Origin of the sequence: Streptomyces synnematoformans (assembly GCF_039531005.1) — a bacterium.
GTDB classification, from domain to species: Bacteria; Actinomycetota; Actinomycetes; order Streptomycetales; family Streptomycetaceae; genus Streptomyces; species Streptomyces synnematoformans.
On record NZ_BAAAPF010000006.1, the window covers coordinates 34,337 to 58,289 of the forward strand.

Here is a 23,953-nt window from a genome sequence, read left to right on the forward strand (position 1 = left end):
CGGATCAGCTCACGTGTCAGTCGAGGAGCTGTTCCAGGGAGTTCTCCCACTCGTCGAAGAAGCCCTTCGGCCAGTCGGTGAGCATCCCGTCCGCTCCCATGGCGGGGCTGATCACCTCGGCGGTCTGCCCGTTGCGGCGGAAGAAGTGCACGGCGGTCGAGGAGGCCGGGATACGGGCGTCCTTGACGGCGATGCGCAGTCCGTTGAGTACGTGGTCGGAGTGCGTCTCCAGGATGACCTGCGCACCTGCCGATACGGCGGCGACGGCGAGGTACGCAAGCCAGGTCTGCCCCTGAGGGTGGAGGTGGGCCTCGGGGTTCTCCAGCAGGATCAGCGAACCGGGTCGCGCGGACACGCAGGCGACGACGACCGGCAGCGCGTACGTGAGACCGAAGCCGACGTTGGTCGGCCGGTAGCGGTTGGACGCCGACACGCCTGAGCCGAAGCCGTAGCTGAGGCGGACGCTGTCGGTGCCCTGGATGCCGACCGTCTCGATGTTCACACCCGGGCACAGCCGCTGCATCCAGTGGTCGGTTGCCTCGCTGAGCGATGTGGAGGCTTCCTTCGGTCGCTGCAGCGACTCGGCGGTGACGGTGTCGTCCTGATGCGCGCGCAGGAAGTTGACCGTGTGCTCGCCCCGGGCGCCGAGGAAGCTGCGGCGGACGGCCGCTTCGTGGGAGCGGGGGTAGCTGACGTCCGGGACGATACGGTCGGCCTTGAGGTACTGGAAGCCCTGGCCGAAGAGGGCCGGCAGGTCGCGGGCGGCGCGAAAGGCGGGGGCCGCCGGGGCTTCGAGGAGGAGGAGAAGGTCGTCCTCGCGACCGTACCGGGCCCGCCAGGCGTAGCGGACGTCGTCCTTGACGACCGCCAGCGTGATGTCGGGATCACCCTTCTTGTACGACTCGTGGCGTACGTCCTGGCCGGTGCCGAGCTGAACGAGCTCACCGTTGAGGTGGAAGCCACCGGAGTCGTCTGCCTCGTCCAGGAATCCGGCCTCGTGCGACTGCCGGAGCAGGGCCAGGGACTGCAGGACCGTGCTCTTGCCGGATGAGTTGAGCCCGGTGAGGAGGGTGAAGGGCGCCAGGTCGATGTCCTGGCGGGCGAACGCTTTGAAGTTGGCGATGCCGATGCGCTCAAGCACCCTTCAGCACCTCCTGGAACATTTCGTCCAGCATCCGGAAGCGGAGTCTCACTTTGCCGGCGTCGCCTGTTCCCGCGGACACGGCGTTGAAGAAGTCCGTGTTCTCCATGAGCCGAAGGAACCCCTCCGCCACCTGGTCCTGCCGTGCGGAAAGGGTACGGATCTGGTCCTGCGAGTAGTGAGACAGAGTGACCGCCTGCGACTCGAAGAGGGCTTTGTTGACGGGGTTGCGGCGGGTGCTACCGCGGAACCGTTTCCGGAAGGCGTGCTGCCCGAACACGACATGGCTGGCATACATGGCATTCCAAAAGGCGTGGCTGAGCCCTCCGAGTTCACGTGTATCGAGGCCGTTGAGCGCGTGCATGGCATTGCGCAGGAAGCCGTCGAAGTCCTGCCCCTTGTACCCCTCCGGAGGGGTGAGGGAGAAGGCCAGGAACCGCAGACACATTTCCCTGTCCGACATACGCTCCGGTGACACACTCCGTGCGGTCGCCTCCTGAAACGCTTTCGAGCGGGAAAGATCGGCGAGGAAACCCCGGGCCTGGCCCGGAATGAGGGCGTGGCGCAGTTCCTGACGGGTGAGGGGCCGACCGCCGGTGTTGATGCGTGCGAAGATGTTGAACTTGACCTCTTCCGGGGTCCCGCGCCGGATGAGGAGGACCACCAATTCCGTTTCCTCGATGCGAGTCTGGAGACGGCCGGGAAGGTCCCCGAAAGCGTAGTCCTTGTACTCGGTGAGATATTCCAGGCCGGTCAGGCGCAACGGCTCCGCGCCGATTGTCTCGGGCGCCACGAACCGGGCGATCGTGGTCAGCCGCTGCACTCCGTCCACGACAGCCCAGGTGTCATCGTCGCCCTCGGCGGCGTACAGGGTGGGCAGCGTGATGCGCAGCAGCAACGACTCGATGAGACGGCTCTGCGCCTGCCGAGTCCAGATCCCCGGGCGTCGCTGGAAGTCCGGGGCGAGGTCGATGGTGTTGCGCCGAATTCTGTTGAGGAGAAGAGCGACCGTGGGGTTGCGGGTCTGGACCTCGATCAGATCGGGGTCGAAAGGGTTGTCGATCCGCTCGCCGATGTCCTCGGTCTCGACGTCGGTGCTGTAACCGGCGTCGTCCAGCTCGACCCTGATCTTCGGTTGAGCAGAGGGCTCCGACACATCGAAGAGACCTTCAGGCATGGGAAGTGGAGGCTGCCTCTCTGCGTCGTCGTCACTCATGATTCCGTCATCCTCATCAGGTGCATGGTAGGCCAGCGCGGGGCGGTCGGCGGCGGCACATCCGGCGGGTACCACCGAAGACGTCCAGCGGTCGGTAGCGACCCCGGCCTGGGATGACCGGCGGCGTTGTAGCGGGCTCGCGGGCTCATGCCCGGCTGGTCGGCGCTGAACGCGGGTCGGACGCCGGCGAGTCAGCCGGTCTGGCCGGGATCGATCGGGCTGATGCCGGTGCCGTCGTACAGCTCCGGGCGCACCGACAGCACCACACGGCCCGAAAGATGGACCACGCTGGGACGAGCGGCGTGCACGGCGTGCGCAATGCGCCAGTCCGTACCCCCGGCGATCAGCGCACCGACCGGGATCGACGCGGACAGTTCCAGCGGCTCCACCTCGATCCCCGGCAGAGAACCGATGTGTGCGGCGACGCCACGGCGCTCGGCCTCGGCCGCGGTCAGGCACAGGACGGGCACGTGGACAACCGCCCGGCCGGCCGCGGCATCGACGACAAACGCCGACATTGCCCGGTTACCAGCGCCAAGCGCAAGGAGGGCGCTGTGATCGAGCAGTGCGGGGATCACGCAGCATCCACCCGGCGGGCGATCTGAGCACGCAGCCGAGCGGACGCAGCCAGGTCGGCGGCGGTGACCTCGATGCCCATGTGCTCGCTCAGGTACGCGCGGGCGGCCTGCTCGCGGGCCGCCAGTTCTTCGTCGGTGAGAGCCTGAGCAGCGAACTCCTCGACCAGTTCACGCATCGTCCGGCCGCGCTGCTCGGCCAGTATGCTCAGTCGCTCCCGAGTCGCCTTCGAGATCTTGATGCTGGTGTCGTCGGCAGACATACGCCTACTCTACTGCCGGTAGAGCGAACGGTGCCAGCCGAAAGCATCTGCGGGTGGTCGGTGCACCACCGCCCGGCTCCGCCGCGGACTCAGCGCTACATCGGATTGCGGCCGTGTATCTGCTCCGCCACCCCCGCCGTGCCGGGGGCTATGGTTCTGTCATGCCCGCCGCCCACCTCGTCATCATCAGCAACCGCGAGGCCCTGAGCTGGGTCGTCACCCAGCAGCGGATGGCGTTCCCGACCGGACGCGCCAAAGCCGCCCACGCGATCGCCGAAGGCGACGAGGTGCTGCTCTACTCCACCCGCGGCTGCTTCGCCAACCCGACCCGTGACCTCGGCCGGATCTTCGGACACGCCACGGTAGCCGCACCGGTGCGCACCCTCCCCGAACCGGTGCGCTTCGGCGAGCGAGCCTTCACCGAGGGCTGCACGCTGACGGTGCACGGCCTGACCGCCTTTCGCGAGGGTCTCGTTCTCCGCGACCACGTGCACCGGCTGGAGGTCTTTCCCGACCCGAAGTCCTGGAGCGTCCGGCTGCGCCGCGCGTCGCTGCCGCTGCCGCCCGCCGACGCCGACATGCTGCGGAACGAACTCGGGCCATGGCTGAAGCCGTATGCCGAGGTGGTCGACGACTATCGGTGGCCCGCCGTCCGGAGGTGAGCAGGAGGGTTGGTCGGGCTGGCCGGTCTGGTTTGAGGGGCGGCGCGGAGTTCTCCCTGCCCTGCCCCTGCCGACCGGCCGGGCAGGCGGATCCTGGACGTCGACCACCCCTGGCTGCGAACGCGCACGGCCCGGCCCCCCGGCCGGTGGCGTGTCACCACGGGCCCCGGGCCGGCTCGCAGGGTTGCGGGTTGGCGGTTGGTCAGGTGGCCGGGAACTCGCCACCCCTGACGGCGGTCACGAACGACTGCCAGGCGTCGCCGGTGAAGACGAGGGCGGGGCCGTGAGGGTCCTTGGAGTCGCGCACGGGGACAGCGGGATGGCCGTCAGCCACCTCTATGCAGCTCCCGCCGCTGCCTCCGCTGTAGCTGGACTTGCGCCACGACGTCAGGGTCGACGCCATGGCGATGACGTGATCAGGCATTCCGGTATTCCTCCGCTGCCGCCCGTAGGAGAGCGATGGACTCAAGGTGAGGCAGTGCGTCGCCCAACGCGAGATTGTAATACGTTTCACACTCTGCGACCCGCGCCGGATCGTCGAGCAACTGCCCCGTGGTCACTCCCTCAACGTAAGCCACCGGCGCCATGTCGTCGAACGACATAAGGCTCACCATGCCCTCCATCAACGCGTGTGCCCCGGTAGCGAAGGGGATCACGTGCAGCCGGATGCGCCCGGCCTCGGCCAGGGCCGCGATGTGATCCACCTGCTCGGCCATGACGGCAGGGCCACCGACGGGACGCCGGATGACCGCTTCGTCGAGGATCGCCCAGAGAACCGGAGACGACGAATCGTCCAGAATCCGGGCACGCTCCCTTCGGCTGACGACCCGCTTGTCAAGTTCTTCCGCCGTATGATTCGGCCGCACGGCTCGGAAGACCGCTCGGGCGTAGTCCGGTGTCTGGAGCAGTCCGGGAACCGCCGACACGGCAAACTCCCGGATCAGCACGGCCAGTTGCTCCAACTCCGCAGCTTCCACGAAGTGATCCGGGTACTGGCTCTCAAGGTCGACGAGCCAGCGCGAGAAGAACCCGTCCGTGCCGAGAGCCTGGTCGATCCGCTTCGCGTCATCAGGGCTCGGCAGCCGCCGCCCCGCTTCGAAGTGGCTGATCAGGGTGGGGGAACACACCACCACCTCGGCCAGCGCCTCCTGTGTCATCTTCCGGGACAGCCGCCGGAGCTTCAGCTCCTCGCCGTACTTCTTCCGCGGACCTTTAAGGGTTCGCATGGTGCCTCCCCACTTGAAGCGCGGCACGTCAGCCAGCCGCCTCTACCACAGGCTAGTCGCGATGGGTCACGCTGTGGGCACAGAAAGCGATGTTCGACAGAATGGGCGAATTCATGAGTGCGGACGACCGGTGCAGGGAATGCCTGCGACTCGCTGTGCAACTGCGCAACGCCATCGCGCTGCGCAACGGCTCCTAGGAGACGGACGCGCGTGCTCATCAAGCAGCACATGCAGGCAACGCACCCGCAAGCGCCGGAGAACGACGGTCTGCGAGGCGGTGGAGGTCACGCATCCCGCACCCCGGCCAGGCTCCTGCCCGACGCCAGGACCCAGCCCTACGCCGCCGACAACGGCGAGCGGCTGTTCGTTCCCCCTCGGGAACCCCCGACCGGGCCGCCAGTCTGGAGCTGAGCCGCGACGCTGCGGAACAGCTGTGCGGTCGCCTGGGCTACCGCCTGGACGGCGACCGGAGCCTTGAGAGCTACGCGCGGCGCTACGGCTTCTGAGGCGGCAACGGCGGCAGTGGTCAGAACAGGGCACCCTCGGGCGGGAAGAGCCCGTCGTCGCCGTCGAAGGTCACGCTGCCGCTGCTCTGCCGCTCCGCCTTGCGGCGGCGCGCTTCGGCGGACGGCGGGGGCATGTCGGGGTGTTTCTTGGGCTTCTTGTGCAGGCCGAGGAACACCTCGTCGGCGTATGCCTGGTGGTTGAGATACCGCAGCCGGTCGATGATCTCGGTCCGGGCGAGGGCACCGATGGTGTACCGGTCGCCTTGATCGGTCGTGTGAAAGCCGTGGTCGAGGGGCACGGTCTGGTGGCTGGGATCGGCAGGTGGGGTGACGCCGGTCTCGTCGAGCAGGTCGTGCCAGCCGTAGGCGGCGATGGTGGCTCGGTCGATCTCGGTGTGAATGCGGCGGAGTTCGACGATGCCAGGGTCGTGACAGTCCCGGTCGTGGACGAGGTTGTAGGTGGTGGTGAGGCCGATGTCGCTGGCGAGCATGAGATCGCGGCGGTGGGCGTGGAGGCGAGTGCCAACGGCGCGGAGGTCCTCGGTAAGGGGCGGGCGGACAAGGGTTTGAAAGACGTCGGTTGGACTGTAGTTAAGGTCGGCCTTCATCGTCGAACTGCGGTCCAATGCCCACCAGTAGTGAGGCGCACTGCTCAGTGCTCCGAGTAGCGCCGGATCGTCCGACACGAAAACACCAAGCTTGTGCGCAAATACAGGACCGGTCGGGACCATTACCGGCATGACCGCCTTGCTCACGAGAGTGATGACGATACACCGGTCGAGCGACTCAATCCCTTTAACCATTGCGCGCTGCTTCTCGGCAAATTGCCACCAGTATTCACGATAGACCTTGCGGTTGTTATTTTCCCGTTCAGGCTTCACCTCTCGCCGCACCTTCTCATACGCCTTCGGGTATTCCGCGGCCTTCGCCTGCGTCCAGTCCCGAAAGTTGATAATCCACCGGTCAGTGCGGTGCTCCGGATGGGTGTTGATGTCTTGGCCGTTCAGGTAGGGGAACAGCACCTCTCGGTACCGCTCATCTGCGGCAATCCACACCCGGGCGGTCTCCTCCGACATCGTAAACCCGAGCCCCAAGACCAACGCCCCGATGAACGCCACCCCCGTGTTCCTCGCCAGCGGCTCAGCCCAAGACGCCACCCGCGTCGCTGGGTTGAGCGACGTGGAGATGCCGCTGGGTACCACGACATCGCCGATCTGACGTTCGACCTCCATCGCCACCGGCGCCTTGCTCGTCCAAACCGCACAATATTCCAGCACCGCCGACGCCGACGGCCACGGCTCGCTCTTGACCGCCCGCCGGATTTCGACACCCTGCTCCGCGAGCCGGTCGAGGCCGACCTCCCGGGTATCCCCCTGCGCCAGGGTGTTCGTGGCGACCAACCCCGTTTGGCCTCCTGCGTTCAGCAACTCGTGTGCCCGGAGCGCGAAGTACGCCACCAGATCGGCGCTGCCACGCCTCTCCCCCGCCACATGGTTAACCAGGTACTCGCGATACGCCTCTCCCAGCGCTCCGGTGAGTTTTTTTCCACCCAGGAACGGCGGATTCCCCACCACCGCGTCGAACCCATCCCGCTCCGTGAATACCTCCGGGAACTCCAGCGGCCAGTGCAGCGGCACCCGCTCCAAGGCACCTTCCGGCAGTTCGCTCGCCAGCCATTCCCGGGCCGCCGCCTCCGCCTCCTGCAATGCCGCCGCGTCCTGCTCGCCGTCCACATCCGGCGTGATGCGCTGGGCCAGTTCGGCCGCCTCGGGGAACAGATCCCGCAACCGCTCCCCGCCGTCCTCCTTGTACCACTCCACCCGCCCCGACGCGCACGTCGCCAACGCCGCACCCGCGACCAGGTCCCCGATCAGCCGCAGCCGCTCCGTGTGCGCGCGGACCATCTCCAGCCGCGAGCGCTTCTCTCCCACGCCCTCCACGTCGTCGTCGATCTCCGCGATTGCTCGCCGCTCCTCCGCCAGCGCCCCTACCAACCGCTCGATGTCCGCCGCCGAGCCGATGAGGTCGCCCTCACCCACATCGAGGTGCACGGCCTCAAGCTGCTCCAACGACGTGACACCCAGCAGCGAGTCCCCCGCCACCAGCCGGTCGTCCAGGAACGTGAAGGGCCGCTCGGGGTCCATCGACACCAGCCACAGCGACAGCTTCGCCATCTCCACGGCCATGGGGTTGATGTCCACCCCGTACAAGCAGTGCTCGATGATCTGCCTGCGAGCCTTGATGACCACGCCGTCCGACTCCGGGTCCAAGTCCGCCGCCGGGGCAAGGCCGGCCGCCCGCTCGCCGCGGTACTTGGCAGCTGCCTCGTGGTGTTCATACCGGTCCCAGGACTCAAGTAGCCGGTCCGCCAGGTAACGGCACGCGGCGACCAGAAACGCGGCCGAGCCCATCGCGATGTCGGCGACCTTCAGCGAAAGGATCTCCTCCGGCCGCTTCAGCACCCACGCATCCCTGTCCGCGGTCTGCAGCGGGCCCGGTTCGTACACCAGCGGCTCCAGCGCATGGGTCACGATCTCCTCAGCGAGGTTCGCCGGCGTGTAGTGCGTGCCGGTGTTCTTCCGCAGGGACGACTCGGTGACGAACAGCGAGCCCGCGGGGATCACCATCGGCAGGCCGCGCAGGTCGCGGCGGATGATGCCGACGAACGGCAGCAGCCGCTCCACCAGCCCCACATCCCGGGTCGCCGCGCCCAGCCTGCGGCGGGCCTCCGCCTGTGCTTCGCCCGTCGCCGGCGCGAGCAGCTTCTCCAGCCGCGACACCGACGCGGGCGGCTTCGGGTCCTTCCACCTCGCGTGGATCGACGCGGCCAGGTCCTTCACCGACGAACCCGCCCCCGCCGCCAAAGACTCCAGCTCCCGCAGCGACACCTCGTGCTCGTACCCCTCGGGCCCGATGAGCCCGACCATCGTGTCCACCGCCCGCTCGCCGTCGAACGACAACAGGCCCTCGTAGACGTAGCCGATCTGCTCCACGCTCAGCGCCCGGAACGACAGCGTGCGGGTCTCCCTCTGCCTGCCCGTGCCGACGCGCACCTCCTGCACCGCCTGCAGCATGTGCAGCACCGTGCGGTCGTCGATCGGCAGCAGCAGTGTCCGCCGCTCCAGCCAGGGATATGCGTCCGGGTCGAAGAGCGAGCCGTCGTACGCGGGCAGCGGCAGCTCCGGGTGGTCGACCCCGCCGTGTACGGCGTGGAACAGGGCGATCAGCCGGTGCCAGCCGGATGTCGTGTGCTCCAGCGCGGCCTCGCCCTCCGCGTCGGCCCGCGCTCTCAGCTCGGCGCGCAGCGTACGGGCCGAGTACGCCTGGGCGTACACCTCGCGGTCGGCGGGCAGCATGCCGCGTTCCTCGGCGAAGAACAGGAAGACGACGCGCATCATCACCGCGACCGCCGCCCGATAGACCTCCGACGCGGACACGTCCCCCGCCCGCAAGCCCGGTTCGCCGTGCTCCATGGCCCGCGCATCCGCGCGGCCGATGGCGTCGACCAGCAGCTCCACCGCCCGGCGGACCTGGACGCCCAGCGCCTCGGTGACCTCTTCTCCCGCCTCCAGGCTCTTCTTCAGCAGCCCGGCGAGACTCTCGTCCTCCGGGTACTCGAAGAAGCGGCGGCGGCGCAGCATCGAGGCGAAGGCGCGTACGACGCCGCGCTCCGCGGCCTCGTTCCACGTGATCGCGTCGAACAGGGCCGTGGTCGTGACGCTCTCGGGCGGTGCCCAGACCAGGCACCACCAGCGGCCGTCGGTGACGAGGCCCAGCGGCACGCGGTGGTGGCGCAGCAGGCGGGCGAGGCGGTCGGCGGGGGTGGCGGGCCAGTCGTCGCCGAAGTCGGTGCGGGCGGTGGGGACGGTGCCGGGCGGCAGTGTCATGCCGAGCAGGCGTACCCGCTTGGCGGCCGACTCCGCGTCCGGCTCGGCGGCCACCTGGGTCCCCGGCTCGGCGAGGGCGAAGTGGGCGCGTACGCGGGCGCCGTGCTCGTGGAGGTCGAGCGTGAAGTGGTCCAGGGCCAGGTCGTCGTCGGCGCCCTGGCGCAGGATCAGCGCGTCGCCCCATTCGAGCAGTGTGCCGAGGACGTAGGCGATCCACTCGTCGCGTACGTCGCCGGCCGCCGGGTTGGCCTGCCAGTCGGCGTGGCGGGCGCGCAGCCGGGCCCGTTCGGCCTTGTCGAGGGAGTCGAGCTGGGGCCACGCCTGCAGCAGCACCGGCATGGTGAGGAACGGTCCCGACACCTCGACGAGGTCAAGCCATTCCTGGTGCCGGGCGCGGCCGTCCATGGCCTGGGCGCGGGCGGCGGCGACTCCGCGCGGCAGGGAGCGGCGGCGGCTGCTCATCGGCGGGCCTCCTTGGCGGGGACGACGAAGACGACGGCGACGGGAAAGAGGTGGGGGCGGCGCCCGCGGTAGCGGGCGGCGATGGCCGCCAGCTCGCGCTCGCGCTCGGCGGGCAGTCCTTCGAGGCGGGCTTGCCAGCGCTCACGGTCCTCGCGGTACTGGCGCTGCTCTGCGGCGGTGACCTCCCGCTCGGCGAAGATGGCCATCTGCTCGCCGGCCCGCTCGCCCTCCTCCTTGACCTTGGCGCGCAGGGTGGTCTCGAAGCGGTCGAGGGTGGCGGTGATGCGGCGCTCTTCCTCGGCCTGCCGGTCGGCGAGGGCCTTCTCCAGCGAGCGGCCGCGGTCGGCGGACCGGGCAGCGAGGGAGTCGTACAGCGGCTGCCGCAGCCGGGGCCACGCCTCGGTGAGCTCCGCGCGGAGGTGGGGGGCGGCCTCGGTGCCGTCGGTGAGGGCCCGGGCCAGGACCTCGCCCTGGTCGAGGACCGACTCCCAGCGGCGGAAGCGTCCGGTGTCGCCGAACCAGCCGCCGGCGTAGAGGACTTCCTCGTGCAGGCGGGTGCCGTCGGCGCCGGCCAGCACGTAGCGGGCGTAGGCGGAGACCAGGGTGGTCTGCACGGCGGGGTCGTCGGTGACGACGGCGGTCACGCGGTTGAGGCCCACCGAGTCGGCGTTCCAGACGGCGGCCGTCAGCAGCCGGGTGGAGAGGGCGATCAGGGGGTGCTTGAGATGGGCGAGGACGACGTCGTCGCGGCCGTCCCGGGCGATCCCCGGCGCGAAGGTGACGGGCCGCTGCTCGTCCGGGCGGAGTTGGTGAGCCAGACCCCGGGTCGCCCGCTCCCAGGAGCCGGAGAGCGGGGGCACGGTGTACACGCCGCCGTCGAAGTCCTCGCTGTGGTACGGGGCCAGCGGCGGCTGGTGGTCGAGGGCCAGCGCGGTGTCGACGACACGCTTGACATTTGCAGGTGTCAGGCCGAGCGCCGTGACGGTCTTCTCGTACTGCTCGGCGAGGCGCTGGGCCTGCTCGGTGACGTTCTGCTCGGGGGCGACTGTGCCGCCGGTGCGACGGCCGGGAATCTTCCGGGGCCTGGCCTCGTCGAGGTCGATCGGGGCGGTGTCGCCGGTCATGCGGCGCTGCACGGCGTCGGCGAGGACGGCGTTGACGGAGCCGAGGTCGGCCTCCATGCGGGCGACCTTGGCGGCGACGCGGGAGAGGAACTCCAGGTCGGCTTCGTAGGACCCGGCCGCGGCCTGTTCCCAGCCGGTGCCGATGAAGTGGGTGATCTGCGGGTCTTCACGCTGGCCCCAGCGGTCGATGCGGCCGATGCGCTGTTCGAGTTTGTTGGGGTTGAACGGGATGTCGTAGTTGATCAGGCGGAAACAGTGCTTCTGCAGGTCGATGCCCTCGCTGGCGGCGTCCGTGGCGAGCAGGATGCGGACCCTGCCCTCGGCGGTGGCGGGGTGGGCCTGGAAGCCGAGGCGGATCTGCTCGCGCTCGCCGGTGGTGAGGCCGCCGTGCAGCACGGCGACCCGCCCGCCGTCGGTGAGTTCCTCCTGACGCAGCAGTTCCAGCAGCCACTGCTGGGTGTCGCGGTATTCGGTGAACACGATGACGCGTTCGTTGCTCCAGAAGCCGCCCGGGCGGCAGATGGCCTTGAGCTCGTTCAGCAGCAGCCGGGCCTTGGAGTCGGCGGCGGCCTCGTGGGTGATCGCCCAGCGCTCCATGTCCTGCAGCAGGGACAGCTCCTCGCCGTCTTCCGCGGGAGTGAGGCTGGTGGACCGGGTCAGGGCGGCGTCCTCGGCGTCGGCGAGGCCGAGGTCGTCGAGGTCGGCGACCTCGTCGGCGTAGTCCTCCAGCCACTCGGGGACATCGGCGGCGGCGCCTCGTCTGCGGCCGGTGGTGTCCTCCAGGTGGGAGAGGTAGATGCGTACGGTGTGCAGGAAAGCTGCGGGTGAGGAGAAGAGCCGCTTCTTCAGCAGCAGGGTCACCAGGTCGGCGGCCCGCCGGCCGCCGCGGGCGTCCCGGGCGATGCGCTTCCTGCGCAGCCGGGCGAAGCCGGTGAGCAGACCGTGCACCTCCCGTTCCGCGTTCGCGTACTCGACTTCGAGGGTGTGGGTGCGGCGGATACGGAAGTACGGCGTGCCGTCTGCCTTCACGACCTGCGACTTGAGGCGGCGCACCACGGTGCCCTTGAGGGACTGCTGGTCCGGTTCCATGCCGCGGGCGAACTTCTGGCTGTCGATGAGCTCCAGCAGCGCGGTGTAGGACTCGGGGTAGCCGTTGTGCGGGGTGGCGGAGAGGAAGAGGCGGTGCTCGAAATGCGGCGCGAGGCGGCGGACGAGCCTGGTCTGCTGGGAGTCGACGGCGTACACCTGCTTGGGGGCGGCGGGTGCGACGTGATGCGCCTCGTCGAGGACGAGCAGGTCGAAGAAGCGCCGGCCGCCACCGGCCGCCGCGCCGGGCTCGGCTTCGCCCGCCGGGAGGATTTCGTCGAGCAGGCGCTGGGCCTTGGGGCCGCGCAGCCAGGGCAGGGAGACGATGGTGAGCGGGTAGACGCGGAAGGGGTTGGCCGCGTTGCCGTGGGTGCGGCGCAGCCGCGCGCAGTGCTCGGAGTCGACGATCGTGAAGTCCAGACCGAACTTCTCGGCCATCTCGTCCCGCCACTTGAGGGTGAGGCCCGCCGGGCAGACCACCATCACCCGGTGGGCCCGGCCGCGCAGCAGGAGTTCCTGGACGACCAGGCCCGCTTCGATGGTCTTGCCGAGGCCGACGTCGTCGGCGAGGAGGAGGTTGACGCGGGGGGCGCCGACCGCGCGGGATACCGGCTCCAGCTGGTACGGCTCGACGGCCACTCCGGACCGGAAGGGCGCCTGGAGGTTTCTCGTGTCGGCGGAGGCGACCGCGGACCAGCGGATCGCGTCAAGGAAGGCGGCGAGGCGGCCGGGTGGGTCGTACCGTCCGGTGGAGGCGTCGGGGAGGGAGCCGGCCGGCAGCACGCGGCGACCCGGCTCGACCTCCCAGATGACGGTGAGGGTGTCGCCGAAGCGGCCGTCGGCCACGGACTGCAGGTGGACCAGGGTGGCGCGGGCCGGGTCCCGGTCAGCGGTCACGTCCGCACGGTGCGGGGAGTGCTCGACGCGGGCGACGACCCACGTCTGGCCGCGGACCTCCACCAGGTCGCCTTCTTTCGGCAACTGGTCGGGCGCGGTTCCGGTGCGGTCGCGTCGCGCTGTGGTCGTCATCGATGACACGCCTTCCCTCGGATACGCACACCGGGCCGAAGAGACAATACGGGAGGACCTCACCCGCTCTGCCGGGTGGGTCAACCTACTACCCCAGTTCGAGCGTGAACAGAGTTCACGGCAAAGTGGAACGGCTCTGGATCAGCAACCGGTCGAGGCGGATCAGCAGATTCTCGACCGCCGCATGCCGCGGGTCCGCAACGGGGAGGGCGGCGCGCTGTTCGTCGCGTAGCCGCATCAGGAGGTCTCTCGCCGTCCGGTGCTCACCGGCGCCCGCGCGCAGCGCGGCGGCCTCGTAGCGGACGTCGAAGACCGTCTCGTGCGCAGGTCCCCAAGCAGTAACGAGGTCGGGCAGAAGCCGGTCGTACTCCCGTAGCGCTTCGGTGGTCTGCCCCAGACCTGCCAGCGAGCGCGCTTCGCCGGCGCGGCAGACGAGGACGTCGCGGTCGGTGGTGAGCCGGGTGCGCCGCAGTGCCTCTCCGAGAGCGGCGAAGCCGTCGCGCGCCCGCGCCAGTGATCCCGCCTTGCCGAGGAAGTCGTACAGTTGCAGGCGCACCGGGACCGTCCACGGGTCGTCGATCGGCCGACCCGCGGGCCCGGTCTCTTTCCCCAGAAGTTCTTCGAGGAGTGCCGCGGCTTGGGAGAAGCGCCCTTCGGCGGCCAGCCGGTCGGCCTGCGCCTGCGCCGCGGCGCTCTCCGGCAGCGGCTCCGCCGGGCCGACCGGAGCCGTCGCGGCGGGCCCACCGGGCGGTCGCTCCGGTGCCGTTTCCGGTACGGGGCGGGGCTCGGGAGGGACGCGGATATAGGGCCGGGTCGGGTCGTACGGACGCCAGGACGCATCAGGTGTGGCGGCGGTCGGCCCCGCGGGCAGGGGCAAGGAGCCGATGACCGCGCCGATGTCCTCGGCGGCCTGGTTCCCGGCCGGATGCAGCCGGGCAACAAGGTGAGCGGCCTCCCACGCGACGCGCTCCGCCGAGGCGGGACGGTCGTCCGGGTTCTTGGCGAGCAGCCGGGTCACGAGACCGGCAACCTCCTGCGGGAGTTGCGGCACGAGTTCCGTCACCGGGCGGGGGGTGTCGTTGAGGTGCCGGTCGAAGAGCACCCAGGGGGTGGCACCGGTGAACACCTCGGCACCGGTGAGCAACTGGTACAGCACACAGCCCAGCGCATAGAGGTCGCTGCGGGCCGTGGCCCGATGGCCCAGCATCTGCTCGGGCGCGATATAGCCGGGGGTGCCCGGGGCCATCTCGCCGGCCGCGGTCAGGCGCGGCTCATGCGGTTCGGGGTCGAGAGCCGCGGCGATACCGAAGTCCAGGAGCTTCACGGTTCCGGTCGGAGTCAGCATCAGGTTGGCCGGTTTCAGGTCGCGGTGCATGACGCCGCCCACGTGAGCGTGCGCGAGGACGTCTGCGGCCTGGGCGGTGACCGCCAGGGCCCAGTCGGCCGGCAGCCGCTCGCAGCGCCGCAGGACGGTCGCGAGCGTGTGCCCGGTGACGAGTTGCATGACCAGGTACAGGCGCTGGTCCGGCAGCCGGCCGGCGTCGTGCAGCACCGGCACCCCGGGGTGTTCCAAACGTGCGGTCAGCCGGGCCTCGCGCATGAAGCGCCGCTCCAGCCGGCGAAGCGTCCCGGGCGAGGCGTGCGGCCGGAGGAACTTGACGGCCACGCGCCGATCCAGCCGCTTGTCGTAGCCGGCCCACACCTCGCCCATGCCTCCGGCTCCCAGCCGGTGGGTGAGCTCGTAGCGTTCAAGGATCTTCTGGTCCGCCTGCGCCATGCCATCGCCCCCGCCTCGGGCTCGATCGCTTCATCGGTTTCTGCTGCCGCACATCCTGTCACTGCGTGACGAGCAAGTGGCGCGGAGTGGTCAAGAAGGATATGGATACGGACTCATGGGCAGCGTGAACGGGCGACGGGGATCTTCCGGACCACTGTGCGTCGCCGGTGAGCTTCCGTCCTGCTGCCGCGGGAGGAAAGGCCGCAGGGCGTCGTAGACGCAGGCTGCGGATTCCGGCCTGTCGCGTGCCGCCGGGGCCATCAGGCGGGCGAGGAGTCGCGCCACCGCATCGGGCACGGTCACGCCGTGCTCTTCGGGTGCCGGCGGAGGTCCGGTGAGCCGTTGGCGCAGCAGGCGGGCAGGCTGCTCCGCCGGAAACGGCGGCGCTCCCGTCAGCAGTTGATACAGCAGGCAGCCGAGGCTGTAGAGGTCGCTTCGGACATCCGCTTCGTGCTCCCCGGTCAGGACCTCGGGTGCGGAGTACGCGGCGGTGCCCATCTCCTCGCCGGTCACGGTCAGCCGTGTGGCGTCGGCAGCGAGCGGCTTGACCAGGCCGAAGTCAAGGATCTTGACCACTCCGTCGGTGCGCACCATGACGTTGGCGGGCTTGAGGTCCCGGTGGACCAGGCCGACCGCGTGCGCGGCGGACAAACCAGCACAGAGCTGGGCGGCGACGGCCGTCGCCGCGTCGACACCGAACGCCGCGTGCTCGCCGAGCAGGTCGCCCAGGGTGGCGCCACGGACGAGCTGCATGGCCAGCCAGTACGTACCGGAGGTGATGTCAGCGTCGTAGACGGTGGCGACATTGACGTGATCGAGCGCGGCGGCGGCCTTCGCCTCGCGCTCGAAGCGCTGGTGCACGCGGGAACCTTCCGCATCGTCCGCAAGCAGGTCGGCGACCAGTAGCTTCACGGCCACCGAACGCTCCAGGTGAGTGTCCAGCCCCTCCCAGACCTGGCCCATGGCACCGCGGCCGAGCGGTGCCAGGAGGCGATAGCGGTCGCGCAGTACGGTGCCGCGGCCGACCGGATGCATGACACTCCTGTGAGAGCCGTGGATGGCTGGGCCGGAAAAACCGGTCCGGCACCGCGGTGTTGCCACGGCCGCGGGCCGGCCCACCCGATCCTAGAGCCACCGCCGACCCGCGGTTTTCGATGCCCGAACCTAAACTGTCGTCTGCTCGGTGAACCCCGACCCTGGCGACGGGAGTTCCGGCCGGCTCACTCCTCGGACTCGGGCTCCAGTGCGCCCGCTGCCTCTCCGTCCGGGTCGGCGTCGGACGCCGGTATCACGTCAGCGTCCTCGGGCTGCTCGCTCTCCCCCTCGTCGGCAAGCGTGGGCAGCACGTACTCCTGTGCCCGCTCGGCCAGGTGCAGGGGCAGCGGCAGGCTCAGCGCGGGCGGATAGTCGGGTGCCTGGCGGAGCTGGTGTACCGCCAGCGCCAGCGCCTCGGGATTGTCGCCGTCCCCGGGGTGGCAGCCGAGCACGGCGAGCTCGACGAGCGCCGGGTTCCAGGCCGCCACGCCGGTGTCGATGGTCAGCTCGCCTTTGCGCTTCCCGGCGCGCAGCGGACGCGGGGTGAGCTTGTCGCCCTCGACGGACGACGTGCGGCCCTGCGGAGGCTTGGGCGTCGTGCTCCAGAACACCCGGTCACCGCCGGCCGGTCCGGAGGACTCGTCCGACCCGGCGACGGGTCCCGCGCACCACATGCCCGCCGGTACCCCGTTGGGTCCGCCCTTCGGGTGCACGCCCCACCACTGGGCGGTTTCCCGGCCCCGGGCGGTGCGCACCCGCACCAGGCGCAGGTCCGGCGGCAGGCGGCGGGCCGGGGCGAGCCCGGTGCGCAGCTTGTCGCGTATGGTGCGGCCGTCCTGCAGCCAGGTCCAGTGCGACCGGAAGTTCTGCGCGTGCGCAAGCAGCAGGGTGGGGGTGCCGCGCAGCGAGGCCAGCACTTCCTGGAGCCACTCCTCGGTTCGGCGGCGCTGGACTTCGCGGTCCTGCTGCCAGGACGGGCGCCTTCCGGCCGCTTCCGGGGCGGCCTCGGCGGCCTCCGGCCCCGTGCGGCCGGCCGGGACGGCGGCCTTCGGGACCTCGGCGAGCCGCGTCAGCCGCAGCAGAAGGCGCGGATACGGAACCCAGGCGCCTGCGCCGCCGTCGGCATCGCGGTCCCAGCCCTCGACGCGGGCCAGTCCGTCGCCGGACGGCTCCGGGACGACCCGTACCGCCACGGGCTCGTAGGCAGGCCAGTGGGTCTTCGTGCCGCGGTTCTTCTGCACCCGCCACACGGCCGCGAAGCCGAGTCCCGGCGGTACCAGCCCGCCGAGGCTGTGCTCCGGGTGCACACGCACGCCGAGCTGACGGAGGCCGTCATCCCATGCCTTCAGCGCGCGATGGCCGACGTTCTTCTGCGAGTTGTGGCCGTGGGCCTTCTTAGGCACCACCATGAACTGCGTCAGCACACCGGCGTCGGCGCAGCCCAGCCGGAGCGCGAACTTGGGGTCGTGGCCGGGCGTGGTGAAATCCTGGCGGCGGTCGATCTCGACCAGCGCGAGAGACGGCGGCCCTTCGCCGCCATCGGCGCGCAGGAACGCGGCTGTCTCGGCCCGGCGCACCGCGGCGGCCGCGGTCACCGCGGCCCGGCCGGGCCGGGTGCCGTCGGGCAGCGGCAGGTCGTCGCCGAGGGATCCGCCGAGCTTCAGGCAGCGCAGCCGGACCACGAGTTCGGGCGTCTGCCACTCCAGCATCGCCGCGCGGCCGGGCGCCGCGGCCTCGAACTCCCGCTCGGGTGGGGCCTGCCCGTCTCCCTTGAGGCCGAGGTGCTCCGCGAGGGCCGCGATGGCGGCCCGGCGCATCGCCTCCGTCTGCCAGAGCAGCCGGGCCCGGAGCACCGGCAGGTCTCCGTGTTCCATCGACGTGTCCAGGGAGCGCAGGGCGTAGGCGGCTGCTGCCCGGCGCTCCGTGGCCTCCCGCAGCGCCACCGCCTGCTTCTCCGCCGGCTTGACCGAGCCGGGGCGGGCGTTCGCCGGGGTGGGCGGGGCCTTGTCACTGCGGCGCAACTCCGGCAGAGGGCGCAGCTGCTCCGGCAGCGCCTGCTCGGCCCAGTGGACGATCCGGGAGCGCTGGTCGGACATCCAGCCGGGACCGACGCCGTGGCTGCCCATCGCGGTGCTGTGGACGACGGCCGCGCGCATGTCGTCGGTGAGCCATTCCACCGGTGCCTGGAGGATGCCGGCCGCGTCCGGGAACGACTCGGTGATGGACATGCTCCGCAGCATGCTGGCGGGGCCGCGGCCGTCCCAGTCGACGCCCCTGCCGGCCCAGCCCAGCCGGGCGACCGCGAACCGGTCACTGGCCGGGGCGCCGGGCAACCAAGGTACCCGCGGGCGCAGGAACACCGTCGCCATCCGGCGGCGGGGCAGCCAGAGGCGTCCGGTCCCGGCGTGGATGCGGGTGGCCCAGCGGCGCACGTGCGTGTGCAGGTGGAAGCGGGGCAGCGGCTCGAACGGCACCGTCTGCACGGTGATGTTGAGCACCATCGAGAAGTACGAGGTCCGCCCGTCCTCCTCGTACGGCACGGGCTCGGAGATCAGCTCGGCGCCCTGGTCGCGCGGGCCACGCGGGGCGGCCCGGAAGGCCAGCTGCCCGGCACCGTAGTCGTACGGGCCGAGAGCAAGGACACGCCGGGCCAGCCAGTCGCTGGTGAGCTGGTACTGGTGTGCCTGCGGCGCGGCGGTGCCCCCGTCGGTCGCCGGGCACCGCACCAGCTCCAGGTCCCGGGTCTCCCACCGCGGGACATTCTCGGCAAGGGCGGCCTCGGCCCGTCGCCGCACGGCGGCGTGTTCCGGTTCGGGACGCAGGTCGCGCAGCCAGACGTTCAGCAGCGACCGGAAGGCCGGGGCGGGGAGCGGATCCGGCAGCTCCGCGGGGACGCAGAGCCAGAAGTCCTGCCCGCCCGCGGGGCGCGGGTGGGTGCGGGGCCGGACGAGGATGTCCGGCGCGAGAGCCTGGAGCACCTGGTCCATCCGCCATGTGGGCACAGTCCGGTAGGGTTCGGCACTCTCGTGGCGGCCGGTGTTGCACAGTTCCAGCAGCGGCGCGTGCCACTCCTCGGGGAACGGAAGGATGCGGTAGGGAGCCGTATACGAGGAGTCGGCAGACGTCGGGAGCCAGGCTGCGGCGCGGACGGAGCGGTAGTTGACGGGCACGGTCGTCTCCCAGGGCGTTTCGGTGTGTCAGCGGGCGGTGGGCGGAGTGTGGGTGAGTCCGCGCAGAGCGCCGTACAAGGGCGCGTAGAGCAGTCGGACCAGCGCTGGGTCGGCCGGGTCGGGAAAGGCGTCGGCGGGCACGCTGTCGGAGAAGTAGGGGGCGAGGACGCCCTCAAGGACGGCCAGCAGGCCGTTGTCCGACGGCGGCGGGACGGCCGCCGGGCGCCCGTCCGCTCCCGGCGCCAGGCGGGCGGCGGTTACCGGTGCGAAGCGGGCGTCGACGAAGACGACCCGCGCGGGCACTCCGCCGCGCACGAGCCGGCCGATGACCTGCCACATGGCGACCAGTTGGTCCCAGGCGTACGCGCGCTTCTCCTTCGGGGACAGCCGGGAGTAGACGTAGCGGCGGGCGAGCAGCTTGCGCCACTCGCCGCGGGCCCGGTGGCGGAGGGCGAGACCCGCGGCGTCAAGGCTCCCTTCCTTGGCGACCAGCTCGCTGAAGGTGCCGCGGTCGGGATCGGGTTCGTCGCGGACCAGGCGGGTGGCCCAGTCGTTGATGGCGAAGACCGCCAGGTCCAGGTCGTCGGGCCGAGGGTGCGGCCGGGCGAGGAACAAGGCGGTACCGAAGGCCGCCGCACGCCGGTCGTTCAGGATGTTGTGGCCGCGCTCGACCGCCATCAGCGGCGCGACCAGCACCTCCGCCGAGGGATCGGCAGCGAACGAGGCCAGGTCACCGCGGCGCAGCGCGGCGGCGTACTCGGCATGGACGACGTCGGGGCCGCCGCCGCGCCCACCCGGGTCGAGCTCGGCCGCGTCGGGGACCAGCACACGGACACGGCCGTGCCAGCGCTCGATCCGGTGCAGCCCGTCGGCGGCAACGGCGGCCTCCCGGTAGCTGCCCACCAGCAGCAGCGCCCGGTGCCGCCCGTCGTCGTCGACCAGGGCGAGCTCCTCCTGCAGCGGGCTGGGAGAGCCTCCAGGACCCGGGCTGCCGAGCAGGGAGATCATCTGCCGTACCGCGGCGGGGCGCACCTTCGGGTCCAGGCCGGAGAGATTGAGCGGCTTCCGGTCGTCGTCGTACAGGAAGCGCGTGCTGAAGACGGTGCGGCCGACGCCGGCCAGCGCCTCCTCGGAGGGCTTGAGCACCGCCCCGACGGGGGCGACCACGTGGGCGCGGGTCGAGGTGCCGGCCCAACTCGTTCCGGACATCAGCACGACGTGCGGACCGGGGCGTCCGACGCCGCGGTCCGCGCCGATCTCCGGTAGGCGGAGCATCAACTCCCGCCCGACCCCCGCGCAGCGGAAGAACCGGAGCGTGCCACTGTGCCGCCCGTCGTCGTCGCGCTCCCGGTCGTCGGGGAGGTACTGGAAACCGAGGACGTTTCCCATCGGGGCCTCGGGGACGAGCGGCGCGTAGTCCAGGGGCGGCCGCCGGGTGAGCCGGCTGCCGTCCCGGGGCAGCCGCAGCGCGGCCTCCACCCTTGGCAGCAGGAACGTGAGGCGGTCGAGTCGGTGGTGCAGGGCCGACAGCAGCAGCATGAACTCCAGCCGGCGGACGTACCCGGCCCGCGTGGCCTCATCGTCGCCGGCCGCCGGGGTGTCCTCCAGCAGCCGGGCGAGGACGGCTGCGACACTGTCCGCGGCGGTGGTCGGGGACAAGGTGGTGAGGAGTTCGTGGGTGACGTCCACCAGCTCGGCCGCCGGCCCGCGGGCACCGAGCGGATCATCCCGGAAGGCGTCGAAGAGCGAGGTGAGAACGTCCCGGCGGGACTGCTCGTCCGCCGCGACGGACTCGGTTTCGGGGGCGTCCTCCTCGTACGCCTCGTACAGATGTCTCTCGTCGGGCACGCCGTCGGAATCGGTGCCGTTCTCGTCGTCGGCAGGGCGCGGCTCGAACCAGTCACGGAGTAGCTTGTCCTGGAGGGTCCACGGGCTGAAGTACTCGATGTCGACCCACTCGCGCAGGCCCTCGTCGGCGATCAGCAGTTTGTAGAGCCGGTCGGCGGCGAACGACGCCACGCTGATGGCGGCCGACCAGCGCTCGATCTCCTGGTCGGTGAGCGGTAGCCGCCCGGTGCGCGACAGCTCCTGGATCTTGTGGGCATGCAGCCGGTCGAGCCAGGAGTCCTCGGCCGGCGTGATCAGCGTGGCAGACGGCGCAAAGATGTCGTCGAGCTTCATCTGTACGGCGTCCGCCTCGTCGACGATGACGATGTCGCTGCGCAGGCAGACGAGTTCCAGGTACCGAAGCCGCTCGTCGCCGAGGTGGCGGGGGACGGCCGTCTGCACCAAGCTGGCGGGGTTGGCGACCCAGACCAGGGAGTCGACGAGCTCGCGGTCCGCGCGGTGCCGCGGACAGGCGTTCCACAGCGGACAGCCGTGCGGCTCGCTGAGGACGGGGAACGACGGCCGGTCTGGAGGAGGCGCGTCATCGCGGCCGGGCCGGTACGGCTGCGGCGTCTCGTCCTCGACGTCGGTCGTACGACTCGCCGTGTTCCGCTTCTCGGGATGGAGCGACTCGCACGGCGCGTCGCCGTAGCGCAGCGGTTCCGGGGCTTCGGTGCCCCGGAGGGCGTCGACGACGCAGACGGTGCTGAGGTCGTCGAAGGCGGGCAGGTCGTGGTCGAGGATGTTCTCCAGGCCCTGCGCCGCCTCGCGCCGGTGCAGCCGCTGCGCATGCTGCTCGCGGGTACTGGAGCCGACCACCGGGGTCGCGGGCAGACGGAGGGAGCGCAGCAGCGCGGTGTGCCGCAGCTGCTCGGCCACGTCTCCGACGACGAGCGTGGTGCGCAGGCCCCGGCGGGCGGCCCACACGGCGATGAGGATCATCAGGGTGCTCTTGCCCGCGCCGACCATACCGACGAGATGCAGCAGCCCGTCGAGGGTGAGAGCGTCGCTGTCGGTGAAGCCGCAGCCGTCTGCGTCCCGCGGGGCCAGCCGCACCTCCGCCAGACGGGCCTCCCAGTGGCCGGGGTCCGTCGCATCGAACTCCCGCTCGGTGGAGTCCATCCAGCGGGCCGTGGCCAGCAGCTCCTGGCGGGTGACCGTGAGCGCAGAACCGTCGCCGGGCCGTCCGGCGGCCACGTTGTGGCCGGTGGCCGGGCCCGGCCGCAGCGTGTCCGGGAAGGTGACGGAAGTGTCCCGGCGCCGGTCGGTGAAGGTACTGCGTCCCGGCGGCGCCACGGGCAGCGGGCGGCGGGCGTGCGGGGGAAGGCCGGCCAGTGCGGCGTCGTACTCGGCGAGGCGCCAGGAAGCAACGGTGGCCTGGAGCGCGACCGGCGGGCCGCCGGGCCCGGCGACGTCGTAGGCGCGCAGCCGCGTGGGGATCCGCAAGTAGCTCTCCAGCGACTGTTGCCACATGCGCCGCCTGCGTAGCGGCCACAGCAGATGGCGGGCCGCGGTGAGCATCGTCTCGTGCGCTTCGGTGACGGCCAGGCCGGCGGCTCGGGCGTACGGGTAGCCGCTGAGCAGCGTGTGGGCGCCTGCCGCGCTCTCGCCCGGGGCGATTCGGGCGAGCAGGTGCAGGGCCAGTTCCATCTGGCAGAGCTGCGCCGGCCTGACGCCGCCCAGCTCGGCGGAGTGCCGGCTCAGCGCCCGGCTGACGGAGCGGTGCCAGCTCTCGGGGTCACGCATGTGGGGCTCCGTCTTCAGTCGGGTGGCCGGAGTTCAGCCGGCGGCGGGCGAGGGCGACCAGATCGGTATCGATCAGCAGGGGCAAGTCCCGGGCGGCGGCGGGCCGGTGGCGCTCGAAGACGGCCACGTAGTCGGGGTGCTCCCGCGTTCTGTGCCGCGGCACTACCCAGAAGCTCTCGTCGTACGGGGGCTCGTGTGGGATCGGCTGCGCCGCGCGGCCGAGGAAGGCCGGGTGGGCCCAGTCCTTGACGTCCACGGCCCAGCGGTGGCCGTCGGGGAAGGTGACCAGCAGGTCATAGGCGTCGTAGCCGGGCCACATGCGCACGGCGAGGCCGAGACGGGCAAGCGCCGACTCCAGCTCGGTCTCGGCTCGACCCGGCCCCGTCACGAACTGCCGCAGCGGGCGCTCGAGCTGGAGCACCTCGCCGGCCTCCTCGGAAAGCAGCAGCCGCCCGACCGGCGGGGGACCGTGGCGGCGGCAGCGGTCGCGCTCGCACCACCAGGATCCGTCCCGGACCGGGGTGAGCAGGGTCCGGCAACGGCCGCACGCGGCGTAGGCGCCGTTTCGCAGGAAGCTGGCGGGAACCGGCTGGTAGATGACCGCGATCAGTTCACGCACCGGCTCCAGCACCAGGTCGGAGGCGATCTCGAAGGATTCTGCCGAGGTCAGCACGGGTTGCTGCACGAGCAGCCGGCGGAACGCGCTGTACGCATCTTCTTCGCCGTGCCGACGGCACAGCCGCAGCGCGTGATGAATGATGAGGCGGTCGCGGTGGCGGACAGCGCTGTCTCCGGTGCGCTCCGCCCACTCGTGGCACAGGTCCGTGGGGCGGCCCGACTCGGCGTCGAGCAGACGGTCCCCGGGGGCCACCGCATCCTCGGGGAGGTTCAGCGGCCAGTCGGCGATCGGTCGGTAGCGGCACCACGAGACGAGGTCGGGCAGGCTCATCGGCGGCTCGGCGCCGCGCAGCAGGCATGCCAGCACGGTGCGGTCCAGGGCACGTTGGGCTTCGGGCGGGTACGGGAGCGCGAACGCGTCGAGCTCCGTGAGGCCGTCCAGCACGGTGAGCGCGGAGGCGAGCGTCTTCAGAAGCGGAACTCCGTCGTGGGCGGCCCAGTCGGCGGGCTCGGAGTGCCGGGTTGCGGTATCGGCCATGTAAG

General features: G+C 71.0%; 14 protein-coding genes. 1 reads left to right on the forward strand and 13 read right to left on the reverse strand.

The window, feature by feature from the left end; all coding sequences use genetic code 11:
* Positions 1–16 precede the first annotated feature (16 nt).
* From ABD317_RS03065 to ABD317_RS03080, 4 genes are all read right to left on the reverse strand, one after another.
* Positions 17–1,141, reverse strand: a complete 1,125-nt coding sequence (locus ABD317_RS03065; protein ID WP_344287551.1) for an AAA family ATPase — start codon at positions 1,139–1,141, stop codon at positions 17–19.
* Positions 1,134–2,357: a GmrSD restriction endonuclease domain-containing protein gene (locus ABD317_RS03070; protein WP_344287553.1), complete on the reverse strand. Its 1,224-nt coding sequence runs from the start codon at positions 2,355–2,357 to the stop codon at positions 1,134–1,136. The genes ABD317_RS03065 and ABD317_RS03070 overlap by 8 nt, the downstream gene beginning before the upstream one ends.
* Before the next feature lie 191 nt (positions 2,358–2,548).
* Positions 2,549–2,935 carry a PIN domain-containing protein gene (locus ABD317_RS03075; protein WP_344287555.1) on the reverse strand — a complete coding sequence of 129 codons (387 nt, stop codon included), beginning with the start codon at positions 2,933–2,935 and terminating at the stop codon, positions 2,549–2,551.
* Entirely contained in the window at positions 2,932–3,195 is a 264-nt protein-coding gene (locus tag ABD317_RS03080) for a hypothetical protein (protein ID WP_344287557.1), read from the reverse strand. Before ABD317_RS03080 ends, ABD317_RS03075 begins: the two co-directional genes overlap by 4 nt.
* Positions 3,196–3,356: 161 nt before the next feature.
* Between ABD317_RS03080 and ABD317_RS03085 the strand changes: the two genes are divergently transcribed.
* Entirely contained in the window at positions 3,357–3,857 is a 501-nt protein-coding gene (locus tag ABD317_RS03085) for a hypothetical protein (protein WP_344287559.1), read from the forward strand.
* A gap of 202 nt (positions 3,858–4,059) precedes the next feature.
* Here the strand turns inward: ABD317_RS03085 and ABD317_RS03090 are convergent, their stop codons facing one another.
* The 9 genes from ABD317_RS03090 to ABD317_RS03130 all read right to left on the reverse strand — a co-directional run bounded on the left by ABD317_RS03090 (position 4,060) and on the right by ABD317_RS03130 (position 23,948).
* Positions 4,060–4,281 (reverse strand): DUF397 domain-containing protein, encoded by a 222-nt coding sequence (locus ABD317_RS03090; RefSeq protein ID WP_344287561.1) that lies wholly within the window; start codon positions 4,279–4,281, stop codon positions 4,060–4,062.
* Complete coding sequence (locus ABD317_RS03095) at positions 4,274–5,083, reverse strand: helix-turn-helix domain-containing protein (RefSeq protein WP_344287590.1); 810 nt, start codon at positions 5,081–5,083, stop codon at positions 4,274–4,276. The genes ABD317_RS03090 and ABD317_RS03095 overlap by 8 nt, the downstream gene beginning before the upstream one ends.
* Positions 5,084–5,609: 526 nt before the next feature.
* Positions 5,610–9,938, reverse strand: coding sequence for an Eco57I restriction-modification methylase domain-containing protein (locus ABD317_RS03100; RefSeq protein ID WP_344287563.1), 4,329 nt, complete (start codon positions 9,936–9,938; stop codon positions 5,610–5,612).
* Entirely contained in the window at positions 9,935–13,177 is a 3,243-nt protein-coding gene (gene drmD / locus ABD317_RS03105) for a DISARM system SNF2-like helicase DrmD (RefSeq protein ID WP_344287565.1), read from the reverse strand. Before drmD ends, ABD317_RS03100 begins: the two co-directional genes overlap by 4 nt.
* 115 nt (positions 13,178–13,292) lie before the next feature.
* Positions 13,293–14,954: a serine/threonine-protein kinase gene (locus ABD317_RS03110; RefSeq protein WP_344287567.1), complete on the reverse strand. Its 1,662-nt coding sequence runs from the start codon at positions 14,952–14,954 to the stop codon at positions 13,293–13,295.
* A gap of 90 nt (positions 14,955–15,044) precedes the next feature.
* Positions 15,045–15,989 carry a serine/threonine-protein kinase gene (locus ABD317_RS03115; RefSeq protein WP_344287569.1) on the reverse strand — a complete coding sequence of 315 codons (945 nt, stop codon included), beginning with the start codon at positions 15,987–15,989 and terminating at the stop codon, positions 15,045–15,047.
* A 185-nt stretch (positions 15,990–16,174) separates the two neighbouring features.
* Positions 16,175–19,159 carry a pPIWI_RE module domain-containing protein gene (locus tag ABD317_RS03120; protein ID WP_344287571.1) on the reverse strand — a complete coding sequence of 995 codons (2,985 nt, stop codon included), beginning with the start codon at positions 19,157–19,159 and terminating at the stop codon, positions 16,175–16,177.
* Positions 19,160–19,186: 27 nt separating this feature from the next.
* Positions 19,187–22,792 carry a pPIWI_RE_Z domain-containing protein gene (locus ABD317_RS03125; RefSeq protein ID WP_344287573.1) on the reverse strand — a complete coding sequence of 1,202 codons (3,606 nt, stop codon included), beginning with the start codon at positions 22,790–22,792 and terminating at the stop codon, positions 19,187–19,189.
* On the reverse strand, positions 22,785–23,948 hold the full coding sequence (locus tag ABD317_RS03130) for a pPIWI_RE_Y domain-containing protein (RefSeq protein WP_344287575.1): 1,164 nt from the start codon (positions 23,946–23,948) through the stop codon (positions 22,785–22,787). The genes ABD317_RS03125 and ABD317_RS03130 overlap by 8 nt, the downstream gene beginning before the upstream one ends.
* Positions 23,949–23,953: the final 5 nt, after the last annotated feature.

Excerpts from the sequence above, each read along its gene's own strand:
- ABD317_RS03070 (WP_344287553.1), bottom strand. The coding sequence starts at position 2,357 with ATGAGTGACGACGACGCAGAGAGGCAGCCTCCACTTCCCATGCCTGAA.
- ABD317_RS03080 (WP_344287557.1), bottom strand. The coding sequence starts at position 3,195 with ATGTCTGCCGACGACACCAGCATCAAGATCTCGAAGGCGACTCGGGAG.
- ABD317_RS03085 (WP_344287559.1), top strand. The coding sequence starts at position 3,357 with ATGCCCGCCGCCCACCTCGTCATCATCAGCAACCGCGAGGCCCTGAGC.
- ABD317_RS03090 (WP_344287561.1), bottom strand. The coding sequence starts at position 4,281 with ATGCCTGATCACGTCATCGCCATGGCGTCGACCCTGACGTCGTGGCGC.
- ABD317_RS03095 (WP_344287590.1), bottom strand. The coding sequence starts at position 5,083 with ATGCGAACCCTTAAAGGTCCGCGGAAGAAGTACGGCGAGGAGCTGAAG.
- ABD317_RS03100 (WP_344287563.1), bottom strand. The coding sequence starts at position 9,938 with ATGAGCAGCCGCCGCCGCTCCCTGCCGCGCGGAGTCGCCGCCGCCCGC.
- drmD (WP_344287565.1), bottom strand. The coding sequence starts at position 13,177 with ATGACGACCACAGCGCGACGCGACCGCACCGGAACCGCGCCCGACCAG.
- ABD317_RS03110 (WP_344287567.1), bottom strand. The coding sequence starts at position 14,954 with ATGGCGCAGGCGGACCAGAAGATCCTTGAACGCTACGAGCTCACCCAC.
- ABD317_RS03115 (WP_344287569.1), bottom strand. The coding sequence starts at position 15,989 with ATGCATCCGGTCGGCCGCGGCACCGTACTGCGCGACCGCTATCGCCTC.
- ABD317_RS03125 (WP_344287573.1), bottom strand. The coding sequence starts at position 22,792 with ATGCGTGACCCCGAGAGCTGGCACCGCTCCGTCAGCCGGGCGCTGAGC.
- ABD317_RS03130 (WP_344287575.1), bottom strand. The coding sequence starts at position 23,948 with ATGGCCGATACCGCAACCCGGCACTCCGAGCCCGCCGACTGGGCCGCC.